General features: G+C 38.0%; 16 protein-coding genes. 4 read left to right on the forward strand and 12 right to left on the reverse strand.

Features of this window, described 5'->3' with window-relative positions; genetic code table 11:
- Window positions 1–33: 33 nt before the first annotated feature.
- Window positions 34–2,466: an ATP-dependent RecD-like DNA helicase gene (locus tag MKX57_RS16515; RefSeq protein WP_089986664.1), complete on the reverse strand. Its 2,433-nt coding sequence runs from the start codon at window positions 2,464–2,466 to the stop codon at window positions 34–36.
- Between the two features lie 189 nt (window positions 2,467–2,655).
- Here MKX57_RS16515 and hisA point away from each other — a divergent pair, with 189 nt between their 5' ends.
- The 3 genes from hisA (at window position 2,656) to MKX57_RS16530 (ending at window position 4,710) form a co-directional block, all read left to right on the forward strand.
- A complete protein-coding gene (hisA, locus tag MKX57_RS16520) occupies window positions 2,656–3,423 on the forward strand; it encodes a phosphoribosylformimino-5-aminoimidazole carboxamide ribotide isomerase (RefSeq protein ID WP_089986665.1) in 768 nt (255 codons plus the stop codon).
- The gene (locus tag MKX57_RS16525; protein ID WP_008181526.1) at window positions 3,420–3,707 is read left to right on the forward strand and encodes a hypothetical protein; all 288 of its coding nucleotides are present in this window, start codon (window positions 3,420–3,422) and stop codon (window positions 3,705–3,707) included. The genes hisA and MKX57_RS16525 overlap by 4 nt, the downstream gene beginning before the upstream one ends.
- Before the next feature lie 271 nt (window positions 3,708–3,978).
- Window positions 3,979–4,710, forward strand: coding sequence for a GTP pyrophosphokinase family protein (locus tag MKX57_RS16530; protein ID WP_089986666.1), 732 nt, complete (start codon window positions 3,979–3,981; stop codon window positions 4,708–4,710).
- 58 nt (window positions 4,711–4,768) lie between these two features.
- On the opposite strand, the gene MKX57_RS16535 is transcribed toward MKX57_RS16530, so the two are convergent.
- The 5 genes from MKX57_RS16535 to MKX57_RS16555 all read right to left on the reverse strand — a co-directional run bounded on the left by MKX57_RS16535 (window position 4,769) and on the right by MKX57_RS16555 (window position 10,073).
- Complete coding sequence (locus MKX57_RS16535) at window positions 4,769–6,211, reverse strand: MDR family MFS transporter (RefSeq protein WP_089986667.1); 1,443 nt, start codon at window positions 6,209–6,211, stop codon at window positions 4,769–4,771.
- A gap of 189 nt (window positions 6,212–6,400) precedes the next feature.
- Window positions 6,401–7,060: a tetratricopeptide repeat protein gene (locus tag MKX57_RS16540; RefSeq protein WP_008181529.1), complete on the reverse strand. Its 660-nt coding sequence runs from the start codon at window positions 7,058–7,060 to the stop codon at window positions 6,401–6,403.
- A 74-nt stretch (window positions 7,061–7,134) separates the two neighbouring features.
- Window positions 7,135–8,259 carry a tRNA 2-thiouridine(34) synthase MnmA gene (mnmA, locus tag MKX57_RS16545; RefSeq protein WP_342550423.1) on the reverse strand — a complete coding sequence of 375 codons (1,125 nt, stop codon included), beginning with the start codon at window positions 8,257–8,259 and terminating at the stop codon, window positions 7,135–7,137.
- Between the two features lie 75 nt (window positions 8,260–8,334).
- Window positions 8,335–9,483: a cysteine desulfurase family protein gene (locus MKX57_RS16550; protein WP_089986669.1), complete on the reverse strand. Its 1,149-nt coding sequence runs from the start codon at window positions 9,481–9,483 to the stop codon at window positions 8,335–8,337.
- Between the two features lie 170 nt (window positions 9,484–9,653).
- A complete protein-coding gene (locus tag MKX57_RS16555) occupies window positions 9,654–10,073 on the reverse strand; it encodes an Rrf2 family transcriptional regulator (RefSeq protein ID WP_008181126.1) in 420 nt (139 codons plus the stop codon).
- 205 nt (window positions 10,074–10,278) lie between these two features.
- Here MKX57_RS16555 and MKX57_RS16560 point away from each other — a divergent pair, with 205 nt between their 5' ends.
- Window positions 10,279–11,568 (forward strand): replication-associated recombination protein A, encoded by a 1,290-nt coding sequence (locus MKX57_RS16560; RefSeq protein ID WP_043990780.1) that lies wholly within the window; start codon window positions 10,279–10,281, stop codon window positions 11,566–11,568.
- Between the two features lie 209 nt (window positions 11,569–11,777).
- Here the strand turns inward: MKX57_RS16560 and MKX57_RS16565 are convergent, their stop codons facing one another.
- The 6 genes from MKX57_RS16565 to MKX57_RS16590 form a co-directional block, all read right to left on the reverse strand.
- The gene (locus MKX57_RS16565) at window positions 11,778–12,296 is read right to left on the reverse strand and encodes a hypothetical protein (protein ID WP_090002912.1); all 519 of its coding nucleotides are present in this window, start codon (window positions 12,294–12,296) and stop codon (window positions 11,778–11,780) included.
- Window positions 12,297–12,508: 212 nt separating this feature from the next.
- Window positions 12,509–12,895, reverse strand: coding sequence for a hypothetical protein (locus MKX57_RS16570; RefSeq protein WP_008181131.1), 387 nt, complete (start codon window positions 12,893–12,895; stop codon window positions 12,509–12,511).
- Between the two features lie 124 nt (window positions 12,896–13,019).
- Window positions 13,020–13,784, reverse strand: coding sequence for a tRNA threonylcarbamoyladenosine dehydratase (locus MKX57_RS16575; RefSeq protein WP_008181132.1), 765 nt, complete (start codon window positions 13,782–13,784; stop codon window positions 13,020–13,022).
- A 156-nt stretch (window positions 13,785–13,940) separates the two neighbouring features.
- A complete protein-coding gene (locus MKX57_RS16580) occupies window positions 13,941–14,954 on the reverse strand; it encodes an ROK family protein (RefSeq protein ID WP_237068795.1) in 1,014 nt (337 codons plus the stop codon).
- 18 nt (window positions 14,955–14,972) lie between these two features.
- A complete protein-coding gene (locus tag MKX57_RS16585) occupies window positions 14,973–16,055 on the reverse strand; it encodes a MupG family TIM beta-alpha barrel fold protein (protein WP_008181136.1) in 1,083 nt (360 codons plus the stop codon).
- Between the two features lie 24 nt (window positions 16,056–16,079).
- Window positions 16,080–17,414: a PTS sugar transporter subunit IIC gene (locus tag MKX57_RS16590; protein WP_043990782.1), complete on the reverse strand. Its 1,335-nt coding sequence runs from the start codon at window positions 17,412–17,414 to the stop codon at window positions 16,080–16,082.
- Window positions 17,415–17,445: the final 31 nt, after the last annotated feature.

Here is a 17,445-nt window from a genome sequence, read left to right on the forward strand (position 1 = left end):
CCGATTAGCAACAAATCTAATCGGGTACAATCTTTACTTTTCCAAAAAATCATAGGGGGAGACATCATCCATACCAATCATTGGATGAATATAAGGAGCTGTTTCTACTGTTAATTTATGGTCCTCGATAGCCGCTTCTTGCACAATCTCTTGTTTTACTAGAACTGCCTCGACTTCAACAATGACTTCTTCGACATCCATTGGATTTAATCGAGCGCGCAACGAAGTAAAACGCTGTAAATCGTCTGTGCGCTGCAAGCCCTCTGCCAGGACATCTGGTTCCCCACATAAAATCAAAAAGTTTTTCGCTCTTGTAATCCCTGTGTATAAAAGATTACGCCGCAGCATTTTTGAATACCCTTTGACAACAGGCATAATGACGGTTTGAAACTCTGAACCTTGAGATTTATGAATGGAGCAACAATAAGCTAGGGTTAATTGATTGAGGTCACTTCGTTGATAGGTCACTTCAATGCCATCAAAGGAGACAATCAGTAAATCTTGTTTTTCTACTGTCTCTTTTGCCTTAATAATACTAATGACTTCTCCCATATCACCATTAAAAACATTACTTTCAGGTTGATTAACGAGCTGCAGAACTTTATCCTTTATTCGATATGTTACGTCCCCAAAGACAAGTTCCTTTCTTGTCCCTGTATCATTAGGATTAATAAGCTCTTGAATCATTTTATTTAAATTATCAATGCCAGCAGGACCTTTATACATCGGAGCTAATACTTGTATATTACGAATTTCTTGCCCCTTAGCAACAGCACTTTTTACTACCTGTGTCACAACATTTCCAACCTGATTGACGGATGATTTAATAAACGAGCGATCAGTAGTTTTCGATGTTAAATCTTTCGGAATGGTTCCTTTTTTGATTTGATGGGCTAGTTCAATAATTGTAGAGCCCTCTGCTTGTCGGTAAACATCTGTCAATTCCACCGTTGGAAGCTGCTTGGATGCTAATAAATCCTTTAACACCTGTCCTGGTCCTACAGGCGGTAATTGGTCCTGGTCCCCTACAAAGACAACCTGTACATCCTCATGTAAAGCTTTTAATAATTGATGAGCAAGCCACGTATCCACCATTGACATTTCATCTACAATAATAAGCTTACCTGTGACCTCTCGTTCAGTCTCTTCTTCTTTTTCTTGACCAGTAAAGCCGAGTAAACGATGAATAGTCATAGCTGGTAGTTCAGTCGATTCAGCTAAGCGCTTAGCAGCTCGACCAGTAGGTGCACAAAGGATAATAGGAAAAGGCTCCTCTTTTTGAGCATACTCTTTTGGATTTAATGATAAGCCATGAAGCTTCGCATAAACTTCAACAACCCCACGTACAACAGTCGTTTTACCCGTACCAGGGCCACCTGTTAAAATCATTACGGCTGAATTTAAAGCCTGTTCAATGGCATTTGCTTGTGTTTCAGCATAAGTCACTTGGAGTAGTTCCTCAGTTTCACCAATCGCTTTACGAATCTCATCTTTGCTAAAATGTTCAGCCTTGCTATTTCGTTCAACAAGCGTCAATATTTTGGAGGCAATTCCAACCTCTGAAAAATAAAGAGAGGGTAAATATAATCTTGTTTCTTCCCCACAAATTTTGCCTTCTTCTCGTAGCTCGATACATGCTTTTGAGATGTCTTCAAACGGAATTTCCTGACGTTGGCTTTGTTCAAGCATTTCCTTTACAAGTGGTAGAACATGCTCCGCATCTAGATAAACATGCCCGTCAGATAGTGCAGCCGTATTTAAAATATGGAAAATCGCTGCTTTAACACGATCAGGATGTTTTCCGGTAATGCCTAATTTGGCACCAAGCTCATCTGCTCGTAAGAACCCTACCCCTTCCACATCTTCTATCAAGCGATATGGGTTTTCGGTTAGTAATTCAATGGCTTCAGTTCGGTAGGTTTGATATATTTTCATTCCAAGCTGTGGACCAAAGCCCCATTCATTTAGCTGGATCATTACCCGTTCTAAACCAAGATTTTGCTCAATCGTGCGATGGATCACTTCTTTTTTTTCAGATGATAAACGTGGAACAGCATCCAGTGCACTTGGATCTTCTAATATAAGACGTAATGCATTAGCACCTAGTTTTTCAACAATGGTTTCAGCCGTTTTTTTCCCGATTCCTACAAATAAGTCACTAGATAAATAATGAATAATTCCTTGTTCAGTAGCGGGTACCTCTTTTGTAAATGTCTCGATTTGGAATTGTGCACCATATTTAGGATGCTGTTTTAATATACCTGTAAAACGGTATTGCTCATCCATTTGTAACGGTGGAAAATAGCCAACAACAATAATTTCTTTATCTTCATACTGTAAGTTTGTCTCTTGAATTTTTACTCGTATAATGGAATACATATTTTGTGTGTTATGAAAAATAGAGACAATCGGACGTCCGAGAATAAAAAATTTATTGAGTTCAAATAAATCGAGATGATCTGTCATATTCGGTCCGCCCTTTCTAATTGTTTTCAATCTTTTTATTTTACCATAGACCTTTCGAAATATCGTTGATAAAAATATTTCCTCTTTATTATTTTTACATTATTTCGACAAATGACAATTCTCAGCTTTTATCCATATTTCCATGCTATGATAAATAAGAATTAGTGGCACGGAAGGATCGTGAAGTTATTGGAATTTAGACCTTGCATCGATTTACATGAAGGCAAAGTAAAACAAATTGTCGGGAGTACTTTAGGTACTACCAATCAAACAGTCGTTGAGAATTTTATTTCTAGTTATGATTCTAGCTACTATGCACAAATGTTTGCACAGGATCACTTAACAGGTGGACACGTCATCATGCTTGGTCAGGGAAATGAAGATGCTGCCCTAGCTGCTTTAGCTACATTTCCACAAGGGTTACAAGTCGGTGGTGGCATTACTGCTGCAAATGCCCAAAAATATATTGATGCTGGTGCCTCACATGTGATTGTCACTTCCTATATCTTTCATGATGGCAAACTCGATTTAGAACGTTTACAACATTTAAACAAATTGATCGGTAAAGAACATCTTGTCATTGATCTCAGCTGCAAAATGCGAAATGGTAAGTGGTTTGTCATGACGGATAAATGGACAAAATTTAGTCACTTCGAAGTCAATGCGGCCTCTATTCAAGATATTGAAAATTATTGTGATGAACTGTTAATTCACGCAGTCGATGTGGAAGGAAAAAAAGGGGGGATGCAGGAAAGTTTGGTACGTGATCTTGCAGCCTGGACCTCCATCCCAACCACTTATGCAGGAGGCATTCGTTCAATAGAAGACTTAGAAAAGTTTAAACAATTAGCCAACGGAAAGCTTCATATCACAATCGGGAGTGCTCTCTCTATTTTTGGAGGAGAGTTGCCCTATACAGATGTCGTGAAATATTGTAAAAAAGGCGGGATTATGTGAACCTCATTTATAAAGATTATGTTTTTCCATTTCAAGAAACGAATTTAGAACGTATCATTGATGGCAAGTATTTCAAAGTAAATAAAAAAGATCATTCTCTTGCAATTCATGTTCAACTTGATAATGAACAAATGCTACTAGAGTTTTCTAAATCGTTAAAGGCAACTTGTGGTTTCCTACGCGATCAAGAAACAGAGCCCTATATAGGAACCTCTATTGACTTACAAATATTTGTGGATGAGTTTAATAAACGGTATAACTTAAATGCTGAAATTATTAGTTAACACAAAGGGGTAGTTTTCTCCCCTTTGTTTGCAACAATACTCCCCCTCCTTCACCTTTTACAATCCATTTTAGCCTTTTTGAAACCTTTTACCTCTTATGTGAGTTATATATGATGTAGAAAGGTTTTATCCTTATGAAAAACTATCCTAACATTTAAACCATGCCAATTCTTTGGCTGCTATTTTATTGAGATGAAGGACTATTCTACATAGAATGAGAAGTGGAACATAATTAAGTATCGACAGACATAAGGGAAAGGATTTTTTAAATATGAAAACCGAACTCGAAGTAAACTCTTTAAAATCATTTCAAACTGAGTTAACACGCTTCTTTTTAGCTTATAAATTTGCTTTACAGGAAGTGGAAACTAAAATTAATATTTTGCAAGAAGAATTTAAGCTTATTCATGAATATAATCCCATTGAGCATATTTCAACACGCGTAAAGTCACCAAAAAGCATTTTAACAAAGATGTTAAAAAAGGAACTTCCTCCTACGATGGAAGACGTACGCGAAAACATTCGTGACATTGCAGGTGCTCGCATTACTTGTTCATTTGTCGAGGATATTTATAAAGTTAGTGCCATGTTGCAGGCACAGCATGACATTGAGGTTGTACAGGTGAAGGACTATATTGCTAGTCCTAAAGACAATGGCTATCAAAGCTTACACCTTATTATAAAAATCCCTATTTTCATGTCAGATCATATGGAGAAGGTCTATACAGAGATTCAAATCAGGACCATTGCGATGGACTTTTGGGCCAGCCTGGAACATAAAATTTATTATAAATATAATAAAGAAGTGCCAGAACATATTCGTGTTGAATTAAAAGAAGCCGCACTACAAGCTGCTGAGTTAGATCGAAAAATGGAGCGACTCAATAAAGAGATTAATATATTAAAGGAAAATGAGGCCGAGCCCACTTTATTAGATAGTACACCTATATCACAGCTAGCTAAATATTTTGCACAACTTCCAAACCTGAATCATAATGATTAAATCCTCTTGAACAAAAAAATCCACCTTGCTTGGAAGCAAAGTGGATTTTCATTCATAATCAAGCCTTTTCTTTGGATTTCGTCACAATAAAGAAAGATAAAATAAGGGCACAAATGGCAAATACTAAAGTTGTTATATATACATAGCTTACACCATTCGCAATGGTTCCCTTTAAAAAGCTTATTTCTTCTAGACTAAAGCCACCTTTTGCAAACTCACCATTAAGCTGAATTTCTCCTTTGCCTAATGAAGCCATTTTTTCACTCGTCGCAAGGTTAAAAACCATACCAAATAGCGCTGCACCTACCGCTTGACTAAATGTATTGGTGAAGGAATTGAGGCCAATTGAAATACCAAGTTGCTTCGGATTAGCCACCTTTTGAATGGAAATCATCAACATTGGCATTATAAAGCCCATACCAAGCCCGATTAATGAAGAGCCAAGATACACGCTTAAATCACTAGAGCCTGAAGATAGTCTAGCCAGCATAATCGTTCCCGTAACTAATAAAATCGTCCCCATTTGGATAATTCGTTTATTCGTTAAACGTCCGATTAAATAGCCAGCTGCAATGGAATTCATCGTCCAGAAAATGGACATGGGAGTTAGAAGTAGGCCAGCTTGCGTGGCATTTTTTCCAAGAACACTTTGCGCATATATCGGAATATAGACCGTCACACCAATGACAATTGACATCGTACTTAATGTGAGTGAATTAATCACCATAAGACGACCATTTTTAAACAATGTTAACGGAATAATTGGCTCTTCTGCACGTAGCTCCACCCAAATAAAAACGCCTAAAAATACAGCTGCAACGGCATACATAATGAGCGATTGACTCGATAACCATGCTTGTGTCTTACTGTTTTCGATAATGACATATAAGAGCGAAACCATTCCGACCGTAAATAGGCCAGCACCTAAATAATCAATTTTCCGCTTCACTGCTTCAAGCTGTTCTTTGTAATGTTTAACAATTAGATAAATAGAAGCTAAACCAAATGGTACATTAATGAAAAAGATAAAGTGCCATGATACTTGGTCAACAATAAAACCTCCAAATAGTGGTCCAACTACGCCTGATACGCCCCATACCATGCTTAAATAGCTTTGTCCTTTAGCACGTGCTTTTTCAGTCGTAAATAGTTCACCAACCATCGTTAATGTAATTGGTAAAATCGAGCCTGCACCTATCCCTTGGATCGCACGAAAGACAATTAATTGTTCCATTGACTGTGCTAACCCACATAACATGGAACCTAATAAAAAAATAATAATACCCGTAATAATCATCCGTTTACGCCCAAATAAATCGGCTAGCTTACCAAAAATAATCGCAGCGATAGCAGAGGCTAATAAATAAGCGGAATAAATCCAGCTTATTAAGTCTACGCCTAACAAATCTGCCGTTATACTTGGAATAGCTGTACTAACAATCGTTCCTTCAATTGCCGCAAGCGCTGTTACAAGTAATAGTGCCATAAATACTTTATTCATCGTGTCACCTATTCCTTTCCTGCATGACATACACTAACAAATTTAACCTGAAAATAAAAGAGGATGGTTAATTTTTATAAAAAATATCGAATGATCATAAAAATTTGATCCACAATACATCGACACCCTACTATAGAACTGCATAAAAAAGCAGCAAGTTCATCCAATCACACTTGCTGCTTTTATCTATTAGTTAAATCGCTGAGCAATCATATCATAAATATAACGAGCTTGATCGTATTCTGGCTGTAAGGTAAAGGCCTGTTTTAAATGATACATCGCATCCTCTGTTTGCTCTGTAGACACTGCATACAGTACACCTAAATTATAGTGGGCATCTGCATTGTTCCAGTCCTGTTCAATTAAAAGATCCAGTTCCTTCTTCCCTTGCTCAAACATCTCTAATGCACATAGTACAATTGAATAGGCTAATCGAATCTGTGTATCTTCAGGAGCAATTTCCACGGCTCTTTGTAAATAAGGCAATGCTAATTTTGGATTCTCCATACGCTCAAAACATTTCCCCATCATATAGTACACATCTGCGCCTTCGATATGATGCTTGAGTGCTTGTTCATAAAGCTTTACAGCCTCAGCATAGCGTTCCGCATTGTAATAAAGGTTTGCTAAGCCATAATAAGCTGTAGCTGCTGTCTCATCTACCGTAATAGCCTTTTGGAAAAAACGCTCTGCACGTTCTGTATCCTCTAAGACTGCTAATAAATTGCCGAAGTTTACATAACCAATAGCATTTTCTGGCTCAGCTTCTATCGCCTTTGTAAATAGTTGTGCAGCCTCTTCATAACGCTTATCTTGAAATGCTTGAATGCCCTGTTCATTATAATTCATTATTTCTTCACCTCTATGTAGCGAAAGACTGCTTCCATGAAGCCATACGGCAATAAAAGCAGTCTTAGCGCAAGTTATCCAACATATGTTAGTTTTTCATTACTTTTAAAGACTTCATCAATCGTTCCGCCACCAATACATTCTTCTCCATCATAGAGAACAACTGCTTGTCCTGGAGTGATAGCACGGACAGGCTCTGCAAATGTAATATGAGTACGTCCATTTGCTAATATTTCAACTTCTACTGGTGTATCCGTTTGACGATAACGGAATTTCGCCGTACAAGAAAATTTCCCAGGCAATTTTTTTGTCGAAGTATAGTTCATTTTTACAGCAGATAATGAAGTAGAATATAAATGCTCATTGTCAAAACCTTGTCCAACAAGTAGAACATTACGCTCTAAGTCTTTCCCTAACACAAACCACGGCTCACCATCTCCACCAATACCAAGACCATGTCGTTGCCCAAGTGTATAATACATTAAACCGTCATGTTTTCCCATGACAACGCCATCCATTGTTTCCATATTGCCTGGTTGAGCTGGTAAAAATTGACTTAAAAATTCTTTGAAATTACGTTCCCCAATGAAACAAATCCCTGTAGAATCTTTTTTCTTCGCTGTTGCCAATCCTGCTTCTTCAGCAATTTTACGTACTTCTTTTTTCTCAATATCGCCAATCGGGAACATCACATGAGCCAATTGCTCCTGTGATAGTTGATTTAAAAAGTATGTTTGGTCTTTGTTATTATCCACACCGCGTAACATTTGCACTTCTCCATCACCGCTACGATCGATACGTGCATAATGACCTGTTGCTAAATAATCAGCGCCAAGGCTCATCGCATGCTCTAAAAACGCTTTAAATTTAATCTCTTTGTTGCACATTACATCAGGATTTGGTGTACGTCCTGCTTTATATTCTTCTAAAAAGTATGTGAAAACTTTATCCCAGTATTGCTTCTCAAAATTCACAGCATAATAGGGGATGCCGATTTGATTACATACTTTTATGACATCATCATAATCTTCTGTTGCTGTACAAACACCATTTTCGTCAGTATCATCCCAGTTTTTCATAAAGATCCCGATTACTTCATACCCTTGTTGTTTTAACAAATACGCAGCCACCGACGAATCTACCCCACCAGACATGCCGACAACAACGCGAATTTGAGAGGGGTCACGTGTTTCTTTCATTGTGGTCACCTTTTCTTTTATCTATTTACAGTTAATGCTTCATAAATTGTAGAAACCTAACATGTTCTTCACAAATTATCTTTTAGCTAGTTTTTTCACGATTTGTGCTGTTTTTTCAGCTGCGTCACGTATATCTTTTTCCGTTAAATCCTGACCAAAGCTAAATCGGATCGAGTTTCGTAATTCCTCTGTACCTTGCCCAAACATCGCTACTAACACATGTGATGGATCAATCGACCCAGCGGTACATGCAGAACCACTAGATACACAGATTCCTGCCATATCAAGATTCACTAAAAATGATTCTACTTCCATGCCCTCAAAGCTAATATTTAAAACATGTGGCAATGACTGCTCTTCATCACCATTAACATGGAACGCTAATTTTTCCTGTGAAAATACATCCAGCATAATTTGCTTAAAGTGATTGTATAGTGAACGCTTTTCTTCACGCAACTTATTTGCAACTTGTATAGCCGTCGCAAAGCCAATAATTGCTGGTATATTTTCAGTTCCTGCACGACGTTTTTTTTCTTGTGCACCGCCTAATGCATAAGTAGCTAAAGGTGTTCCAGCCTTTTGGAAAAGGAACCCAACTCCTTTAGGCCCATTAATTTTATGAGCGGACACACTCAATAAATCTACTTTTAATTGAGCCACATCAATTTGTTCTAAACCATATGCTTGAACGGCATCTGTATGGAAGGTAGCTTGATGTCCTTGTAATAGCTCACCAATTTCTGCAATAGGCTGAATAGTACCCACTTCATTGTTCCCATACATAATTGTCACTAAAATCGTATCATCACGAAGTGCTTTTTGGACATCCTCTACAGCTACACGCCCTGCCTTATCCACGGGTAAATAAGTCACATCAAAGCCATCTCGTTCAAGTTTCTCACATGTATGTAACACCGCATGATGCTCTACTTGTGTTGTAATGATGTGCTTTCCCTCTTTAGCTCGTGCATAGACAGTCCCCAGAATGGCCGTATTATCAGCTTCAGTACCACCACTTGTAAAGATTATTTCTCCCGCATGAGCACCAATAGACTTGGCTAAAATGTCGCGAGCATCATCAAGATATTTGCGCGCCTCTCGACCTGCCCCATGGATACTGGATGCGTTGCCAAATACGTGTTGCATAGCAGACGTCATCGCTTCTATAACTTGGCCATTCATCGGTGATGTGGCAGCATGATCGAGATAGATATATGAATTCATGTTGAAAACTCCTTTTTAATAAAAAACGCTGGAACCCACATTATTTATCATAATTTTATGAAAAACATTCAGCATGAAATTCAATACAAACAGCTAAGTGTTTGATTTCACCGTTTATTTTTCAACTCAACTATGATACGTATGGGGAGCAGCGCTTTAGCTTAAACATTTTAAATATAGAACATATAGCCTTCCGCTACATTTTCTTCTGTGTATTGTGCTAAATCTTCAATTGTTGTTGTATCTAACACATTTTTTACTGCGTCACGAATGCGCAACCATAACTCACGTTGTGGTGCTTCCTCGTTTTCAATACCCTCTACTGGCTGAATTGGCCCTTCTAGTACACTAATAACATGGGCTGCAGAAATTTCGCTCGGTGGATTTGCTAGCATATAACCACCATAAGCGCCACGTACACTTTTTACTAAGCCTGAATTACGAAGCGGTGACACTAATTGCTCTAAATACGCCTCTGAAAGCTCCTTTTCGGCAGCAATTTTACGTAAAGGGATAGGACCCTCTCCGTAATGCTTTGCTAATTCAATCATAATCGTAAGCCCGTAACGGCCCTTTGTTGAAATTTTCATTTTATCACCCTCAATTAGTCTAGTCAAAATTACTACCAACAGTATATCATAATCTCCTCTTGATGAACTCGGAAATACACCTAGAAGGATATGATATACTAAATAATGCGATTCAACATTGTTCAACGATCCACTAGTAGCGCTGAATTTTAGTGCAAAAAAATGGATAAATAAAAAATGACAACGACTGAAAGGGGGATTTATTTTGCACAATGAACCACTTGCTTTTCGAATGCGTCCTTTAACACTTGATGAAATTGTAGGTCATCAAGATTTTATTGGTCCAAACACAGCTCTATATAAAATGATTCAAAATGAACATGTCCCTTCCATGTTGCTCTACGGAGAACCCGGCATCGGCAAAACCTCTATTGCAAATGCAATTGCAGGAAGCTCTCAGCTCCCTTTCTTTGCACTCAACGCGACACGAGCTGGCAAAAAAGATGTGGAAGATATTGTCCAAGAAGCTAGAATCTCAGGAAAAGTTCTACTTTTTTTAGATGAAATTCATCGCTTCAATAAATTACAGCAAGACACTTTGCTACCACATGTGGAAAATGGCTCGATTGTCTTAATCGGTGCAACAACTGAAAATCCTTACCACGATGTCAATCCAGCGATTCGCTCTCGCTGTGGTGAGATTTATCAACTTAAACGATTAACGAAGGAAAATCTAATGGAGCTTGTAGAAAAAGCACTTGCAGATGAAAAACGAGGTTTAGGTAAATATCATTTTGTCTTAACACCTTCACAAATTGAGCATATTGCAGAGGCAGCTAACGGAGATGCCCGAAAGGCATTAACGTTACTTGAATCCATTTACTACGCAAGTGATGAAGTAGAGGGGCAAACGATTGCAGCTGACCATATTATTGATCACTTAATTAGTCGAATTGGTGTTTATGGTGATAAAAAGGGCTCACATTTTTATAATTTACTTTCTGCCTTGCAGAAGTCTGTCCGTGGCAGTGATACGAATGCCGCGCTATATTATTTAGCACATTTATTAGAAACGGGTGATTTAGTGGCTGTCAGCAGACGTTTACTTGTCATGGCGTATGAAGATATTGGCCTTGCCAACCCTGAGGTGGGTTCTCATATGCTCGCCGCGATACAGGCAGCAGAACGTCTTGGATTACCAGAGGCACGCATCCCACTTGCAAGTGCAGTTATTGAAATGTGTTTAGCATCAAAATCTAATTCAGCTATCCTGGCAATCGATGACGCGATAAAGGCGATTCATGATGGTAAAACGGGTGATATACCTCATCATTTGCGTGATGCTCACTACGCTGGGGCAACAGATTTAGGTCATGTTGGATATCAATATCCTCATAACACACCAATCGGGACATTTGGCGGCTGGGTAGATCAGCAATACTTACCTGATGAGCTGGTAGGAACCGAGTTTTATAAACCCGTTATTGCTGGTGAGGAAAAACGTATGGCTAGTATCTATGAAAAACTTAAATCTTTTCATCAAAATATAAAGTAGTTTTCCTAGAGCAAAGTCATTACTTCTACCATTAGAAGAGACTTTGCTTTTTTTAGCGATACCATAAAAAAGAACCCACGAAACTTTAATGGGCAAATACATCCACTTTCCAACACTTACCACGGTTGAAAAACTAGAAATAATTACAAAAGTTCACGTAGATTCCTATTGTATAGTCTATTTTCAGACAATAGAGTGTCTTCCACTGTCTAGACTTTCATTTCATGATCAACAAATAATTTAAACTGTTGAAGACATTGCTTCACATCACCCTTTTGTACAAGCACTTCATTGCGCAACGTAGTCACTTTTTCTTTATCCTCTACGACTTCAGACATGAGGGCAAAAATATCTGTTAATAATTGCTCATTTTCCTCTTGATCGATACTAGGTAAAGAAGTAGCAGCAATATGTAATAACTTCTCGATTTTGTCTGGCGTCTTTTGTAAAGCATTAGATGAATAGAACGTTGAAGCCGCTAAAAAATAACATAACTTGGCACTACAGTCGATAAACAAATGCCAATACGTATTTGCACTAGGAATCTCCCCTGCCCGATGATCGATATATTCCTTATAAAAAGTTGTTACTTGTATATATAAAGGATTTAATTCTCGCATCGCTTTCGGATAATTATCAGATGTGTCTAAGTAATCAAATACAATGGCATTCATTTTCTCTTGAAGCTTGACAATATCTAAATGATCTCGAATAATTTGAATTTCCATTTTCCCACTCTCCCATTTGTCATTTGTTGATTCCGCACTTAATGGCTATTTTTGATTAGCTCAAAGCATCCCAAACAAACTGATCGATTATCTATTGGAATTATTCAAATTATAGCAATAAACCAATTAGAGTAGTGGAGACATGAAAAAAATAAGACAATTTCGTGAATTAATAGCATTTTATGCACATAAGAAGAACTATTTTGGTAAAATTATACCCTTTGTACATAATCGTCAAATAACGCTTGTTCCATAGTTCGATCAACAATTTCCACAATGCTTCCCTGGACATATTTTTTAATACGCTTATTAGGGATATAAAAATAAGCATTGTTTTTTATTAACCATTCACTTAATGTTAGGTCGCTATCAGCTTGTTGATTCGTTAATATGTTCTTATGCCGCAAAATATCGGCCATTTTATAAAAGCCATCTGACAATTCATAGGCAGATACATCAAAATTAAAAATGGGGCTTACAACCTGTCCAATATCATAAATATGTATCGTTTGCTTTTCTTCATCTATAGCTAACTCGACAGTGCTTATTTCATCGAAAAGGTTTAAACCTCTATACTCCATTTGATAAATTTTATCCATCTGTATACGCCTCCTTTTTATAACGGTCTTATTGTAACATAGAAAAAGTAGCCCCCCTACAAACAATAAAGGCGGCTACTTCTATGAATTTGATTCATTATGCTGTTTTGTGAAATCCTATAGACTAATAACCTTGTACGCGTGTGATTTTCACATCTTTTAAAATCGTATTAACAACCCAGCTTGCTGCAATTAATCCAGCTACTGATGGCACAAAGGCATTGGAAGAAGGCGGCATCTTCGCTTTACGAATTGCAGCATCCGGCTTCCCTACATGTTCAACAACATCTGGACGTACAACAATCGGACTTTCATCTGAAAACACAACCGTCACACCTTTATGAATGCCTTCTTTACGTAACTTTGTACGAATAATTTTTGCTAGTGGATCTGTATGTGTTTTAGAAATATCTGCTATTTGGAAGCGAGTAGGGTCCATCTTATTCGCTGCACCCATACTAGCAATAATAGGAATATTACGCTTTAAGCATTCCTTCATAATATGAATTTTATACATGACTGTATCACTTGCATCGATTACATAATCAATGCCTTGTGCAAAAAATTCTTCATACGTTTCTTCCGTATAAAACATATGCATATCAATGACTTCACAGTCAGGATTAATATCTGCAATGCGCTCTTTCATAATAGCTGATTTAGATTGTCCAACTGTAGATAGATACGCCACTAATTGTCTGTTCACATTAGTAATATCTACATTATCCTTATCGACTAATATAATTCGGCCGATACCACTTCGTGCACATGCTTCAGCAGCAAATGAACCGACGCCACCTACACCAAGAATAGCAACCGTTGTATTTTTTAATTTTTCGAGACCCTCTGTTCCTATAGCGAGCTCGTTACGTGAAAATTGATGTAACATCCTGACACTCTCCATCTATGAAATTTTATTAGTAAACCTAGTTAAATACTAAGATAAAATCAAAACCTATATTACATTTTATCATGTTATTCATCAAGTGAAAATTATAAAGAAAAAAATAGAGCAATTGAATCGATTCAATTGCTCTATGCTTCATTATACATAATTTTTTTGAAAGGTCTCTACAAAAGAACTACTAAATTGGACGTTCATTTGTTGAAGTGCCGCAATAACAGCTCCTCCTATTGGGGGTAATACAGGGGTCTTAAAACGGAACGGTAATGTTTCCTCCCTTGCCATCGCTTGAAGCCTTGGAACAAAATAATTTTCATTCGTAAACACGCCCCCACATAGGACGACAGGCACTTTTTCCTGCCCCCACACCATTCTTAAATAACATGCTTTAATGGCCTTAAAATAGTTTTTACAGGCTTCTTCAATGATTCTCTTAGCTACTAGATCACCATCCTCAGCCGCTGCAACAATATAGGCACTCAATGGCGCGATAATTGTGCGTGGATGCTCTTCTCCATAAACAGAGGCGATTAATTGTGGCACATGTTCTACAGAGAAATGTTTCAGCACAGCTTCTGTCAATATAGTACTTGGTGCTCTGCCATCATAGCTTTGTAGCACAGCCTTTAGTAGCTGAACGCCTAAATCATAGCCGCTTCCTTCATCATCAAAAAGATACCCCCAGCCACCTACTCGATGAAAATGCTGCTGCTTATCATATCCCATCGTTATAGCGCCTGTCCCCGCGATTTGCACAATTCCTGCCTTTCCAAGTGTACCCGCATAAAGAGCGATCAACGCATCATTATCGACTGTAATGGACGCGGAGCTACATACATATTGCCGCAATATAGATTCCACAATGCTCTCGGCTTGAAGCTCCTTGACACCCGCCATACCCGCAAAGCAGCTAGTAATCTCTGCCACTATTTGATGGTTTTGTTGCTGCAAGCTTTGCATGATTGAATGGATAGTTGCTTCGAAATATGGTTGATCCATAGCTGTAGGGTTACTGCGAGTCGTTTCGATTTGGGCAAAACATTGACCTTTTTCATCACAAATAACCGCCGCCGTTTTTGTGCCACCACCATCAATGGCTAAAACATACATAACACCATATCCTTTCTCATAAAGAAAAAGAGATTGATGACTCAATCCCTTCCTCTCTTATTTTCATTTCGTAAACCCAAATGACGACCACGGTTGAATGTGTGCTAGTAAAAACTGTTCTTCTTCCACAACACTTGCAACAACATTACTTGACCCAGCATTCGGGATTTCCTTTCGTACAATTTGTAGCTCTCCTTTATAACGAACATCCAAATTATTATCGATCGTGACATCGCCCACCTTTAATGGTCGTGTATCATGTACAGGAAAGTCCCCATTTTTATATTTCACGCGAGATTGTGTACTCCGAATCACATATTCAGATACATCCCCTCGATTAAAATGTGGTTCCTTATAAAGGATTGTTTCCTCTAAAATACTCGTGTCAGCTGACTGAACAAGTTTTAATTCAAGCTTATGGCGATTTAATTGTCCTAAAGCTCGTATTTCTTCCTCCGATGCATACATATTACCAATGATGCAATCATCGATTAACCCCGTGTGCCATAAATCTTTTGCTTGCACCGTAATAGAAAGGTGACGGTGCTCCTCCAATGTTGGTAAACCTTGTTCCGTTACTTCCCATGGTCCAAACTTTCCATACTGTGAGGAAATCATTGCAGCCGTTCGAATATTGTTTGCTTTAAACTGTCGAGAGGTTTGTAAAAAATGCTGACGAGATAAGCCTGTAAATTGTCTTGGATAAAAATTATGACAGCCGATAATATTTTCTTTATTTGGACGGTAGGATAAAATGTTGTCTACATATTTCGTACCATTGCTTATATTTAATTCAATTTTTAGATTACTTTCATCAAGTGACATGAATGCTTCTTCCTGACCTGAGAAACCCATGTCTAAACGTAATGCTGCCAAATGATAATGCTCTTTCAAATACCCTATATCTCTATAGGTTAAATTTAGCTCTTGAAAAACGGCTGGCGCAATATCGGCAGAGATGTCAAACCCTAACTGCTGTGCGAATTGATTAATTTGCTGTAATTTCTGCCGTTCTTCTTCCTGCTTTAATGACATCAAACATGTAAAAATACGATCAAAACCGTTGTCATGAGCTAGCTGAACATAGCGCTTCATTTCGTCTAATGTACTATGCTGTGGATACAGCGAAATACCTAATCTCTTCACTTCAAACCCTCCGTTAGTAAACGCTTATACTTCTACCTTTTGACCTTCTGATTGGGCTACAGTTGATTGTTCATTCTGTGCCGCTAAAGCAGCTTTTTGCTCGTTTTGCTTCGCCATGCGATTTGCCATAGACAGGAATGGCAGGTAAATGCATATAGCTACTAAGATTAATACGATACTCAATACTGCTCCACGCCAAGATTGTGTTACTAAGAAACCATTAATAATCGGTGGTGTCGTCCATGGGACCGCAATTGTTGCTGCAGGCACAAACCCCCATTTTGTTGCAAAGAATGCAATCGTCACATTGACCATTGGTGTTAAAATAAATGGTACAAATAAAACTGGATTTAATACAATTGGTAAACCAAATAATAATGGCTCGTTAATATTAAATAATCCAGGAGCAGCTGATAGCTTACCTACTGTATTGTACTGTTTGTTTTTACGAGCAATAATGAAGATGGCAATAATTAAGGCAATCGTTGTACCTGAACCACCCATATTAATAAATGCATCAAAGAACGGTTTATTAATAATATACGGTGCTACTTTGCCAGCAGAAATAGCTGCAACATTCGCATCGATTGCTTGAAGATTAATGGATTGCATAAATGGCTCGATAATATTTGCGCCATGTATACCAAATGACCATAAAAACGTAGGAATGAAAGCTAAAATAAGACCAGCTACCCATGTATTTGTTAAGCCCATAAATGGCTCTTGAATTGATGAATAAAACGATCCAATAATATCTGGTACATCAAAGCCAGCCGAAATGATCGTCCGAACTAATGCAAATAATCCAATCGTAATAATTGCAGGCAGTAAAGCAGCAAAAGATTTGGATACAGCCGATGGTACACCTGCAGGCATTTTAATCAATAGTTTAGAGTTGCCAGATAATCGTGAGAACAGCTCCGCGGAAATTAAGGCCGTTATGAGGGCAACAAATATTCCTCCCGTACCTGTCGTTAATCCCGTTAAACCACCTTCCCCAAACGTACCAAATGTCATATAACCGGCAAGTCCGATAACCCCTCCGGATAATGCATCCTTGTCATAACTTTTTGTCAAATGGTAGGCAACGGAAAACGCTAATAATAGTGAGATGATTCCAAATGTTGCGCCCCAGACATTGCCTCCAAACTGTGTCCATGTCTCATGTTTCCAAATGGCATCGAGTGCATTTTGATAAAATTTGATAGGCAAATTATTAATAAGTACAGCCAGTGATCCTACAATCGTCAAAGGCATGATCGTAATAAATCCATCACGAATGGCAACTAAATGACGCTGATTCCCAACCTTAGCAGCAACCGGTACAAATTTTTCTTCTAAAAAACGGAACATTCTCATACACTCCCTTTGCTTTTTATTGTGACATCAA

Origin of the sequence: Lysinibacillus sp. FSL M8-0216 (assembly GCF_038595555.1) — a bacterium.
GTDB lineage: Bacteria > Bacillota > Bacilli > Bacillales_A > Planococcaceae > Lysinibacillus > Lysinibacillus fusiformis.

Coding starts and splice junctions, on each gene's coding strand:
- MKX57_RS16515 (WP_089986664.1), bottom strand. CDS start 2,466: ATGACAGATCATCTCGATTTATTTGAACTCAATAAATTTTTTATTCTC.
- MKX57_RS16530 (WP_089986666.1), top strand. CDS start 3,979: ATGAAAACCGAACTCGAAGTAAACTCTTTAAAATCATTTCAAACTGAG.
- MKX57_RS16535 (WP_089986667.1), bottom strand. CDS start 6,211: ATGAATAAAGTATTTATGGCACTATTACTTGTAACAGCGCTTGCGGCA.
- MKX57_RS16540 (WP_008181529.1), bottom strand. CDS start 7,060: ATGAATTATAATGAACAGGGCATTCAAGCATTTCAAGATAAGCGTTAT.
- mnmA (WP_342550423.1), bottom strand. CDS start 8,259: ATGAAAGAAACACGTGACCCCTCTCAAATTCGCGTTGTTGTCGGCATG.
- MKX57_RS16550 (WP_089986669.1), bottom strand. CDS start 9,483: ATGAATTCATATATCTATCTCGATCATGCTGCCACATCACCGATGAAT.
- MKX57_RS16555 (WP_008181126.1), bottom strand. CDS start 10,073: ATGAAAATTTCAACAAAGGGCCGTTACGGGCTTACGATTATGATTGAA.
- MKX57_RS16565 (WP_090002912.1), bottom strand. CDS start 12,296: ATGGAAATTCAAATTATTCGAGATCATTTAGATATTGTCAAGCTTCAA.
- MKX57_RS16570 (WP_008181131.1), bottom strand. CDS start 12,895: ATGGATAAAATTTATCAAATGGAGTATAGAGGTTTAAACCTTTTCGAT.
- MKX57_RS16575 (WP_008181132.1), bottom strand. CDS start 13,784: ATGTTACATCAATTTTCACGTAACGAGCTCGCTATAGGAACAGAGGGT.
- MKX57_RS16590 (WP_043990782.1), bottom strand. CDS start 17,414: ATGAGAATGTTCCGTTTTTTAGAAGAAAAATTTGTACCGGTTGCTGCT.